This is a genomic window from Ruegeria sp. BE3, assembly GCF_056538865.1.
Window position 1 is genome coordinate 1 of record NZ_JBQFTW010000024.1, and the last position, 1,609, is coordinate 1,609.

Genomic DNA, 1,609 nt, shown 5'->3' on the forward strand with positions numbered 1-1,609 from the left:
CAATTTCTCGGGCTGGATGGCGGAGCCCTTTCAATCACGGGAACAGCCTTCAATGACAACGGTTTGCTTCTGACCAATTTGTTCTGGACCCAAAGGGCTGAGAATGGGTCGTGGACGCTGCAAGTCGGCCAGATTGATGTAACGGACTTTGTGGATATCTACGGGTTGGTAAGCCCCTACAGTGGTTTTCAAAACCTGTCTTTCAATACCAACCCGACAATCAACACGCCCAACCAAGGCCTTGGTATTGCCGGTGGGGTAAAGCTGAGCGAGAACCTCTACGCCGTTGCCAGCGTATCAGACGCAAACGCCGACCCGTCCGATCCAAACTTTGATGTGTTTAGCGACGGCAATCTCTTCAAGTCGCTCGAACTTGGGTACACGTCCGGCTTTGATCGCATCTACTTCGACAATATCCATCTGACCCTCTGGCATGCGGATGCGGCTGACGATGGTAGCCGTCCAGAAGATTACGGCGCTGCGTTTTCTGCCGCATGGTTTGTTGACAATAAGTGGATGCCGTTCTTTCGGGCTGGGGCCTCGAAGGGGACCGCAGCGCTTTATGAACGGTCGATTTCTGCCGGTCTCGGTTACTATGGTCGCAACACCGATTTGGCCGGTCTGGGCCTAAACTGGGCCGAAGCAAGAGGCATAGATGGCGATCAGTTCACGCTTGAAGCTTTCTACCGTTTTTCAATCTCACCCGGATTGCAGATCACGCCATCGGTACAATTCATTTCCGACCCGCTTCTAAATCCCGATCAGGACCGGATTACCCTGTTCGGTCTAAGAACCCGGATCGTTTTCTAATGCGGGGTGAAGGCAGTCACTAAGGGGTGTGCCAAAGGGCAACTAAGAGAGATCAAGCGCGTGCCGGAATTTTCAACGCCGGTCGAATGAAGTTGGGAAGCAAAGGAACAATCTATGAAGATTGCATACGGAATTCTTGCAGCCTTAGCAGTTGTGTTTTTCATCCTTGGAGGCAGCGATGCCCATGCCAAAGACAACAAGGGTAAAAAGCCGAACAAGGGGGGCAAGAACGGTGATGTCAGCATTCAGATAGAAGACAAACCCGGCAAAGGCCCAAAAGCTGTACCACCTGGACAGATCAAGCGCTACACGCGCGGTGCCAAGCTCCCATCTGACCTGGAGTTCGAGGATATTGGGGACCTTTCCAAATGGAAGCTTGGGGAGCCGGGCAAAGGAAACCGCTACATTCTGGTCGATGACGAAGTCCTCGAAGTTACGAATGACCTGTCTACCGTGGTCGATGCCGTCGGCATCGTCGGTGATCTTCTAAATTAGGCGAAAGTACGATGTTTCAGGGCAAGAACTACCTCGTTTGTCCTGACGCTGGCCGGGGCGATCATTTGTGAACCCCGGCCCAAGTTCAAAACCCGGATCCGAGGCGCTACGATGATAAAGGCCCTTCTTGTTCTTTTTGCGCTTGCTACCTTTTCGTCAGCACGCGCCCTACTCGCTCAGGAAAACGGTGCAACTGAAGTCCCGCAAACAATACGCTTTGAGGGCTATGTATAGCCCAGTCGCGAAGCAGAACTGTCGCCATTGGTGGACAATGTGGTCAACCGGACTTTGCAAAGTCTGCTTT

General features: G+C 52.6%; 2 protein-coding genes. Both read left to right on the plus strand.

Translation table 11 applies throughout. The features are described from left to right. Nucleotides 1-810 (plus strand): carbohydrate porin (locus tag ACR0AZ_RS21590; protein ID WP_480668235.1); only part of this gene is annotated, 810 nt, incomplete at its 5' end. Nucleotides 811-924: 114 nt separating this feature from the next. Continuing rightward, a complete protein-coding gene (locus ACR0AZ_RS21595; protein ID WP_170337130.1) occupies nucleotides 925-1,305 on the plus strand; it encodes a hypothetical protein in 381 nt (126 codons plus the stop codon). Nucleotides 1,306-1,609: the final 304 nt, after the last annotated feature.

Bases quoted from the DNA above. Each gene is read 5' to 3' on its own strand.
- ACR0AZ_RS21595 (WP_170337130.1), top strand. From the start codon at position 925: ATGAAGATTGCATACGGAATTCTTGCAGCCTTAGCAGTTGTGTTTTTC.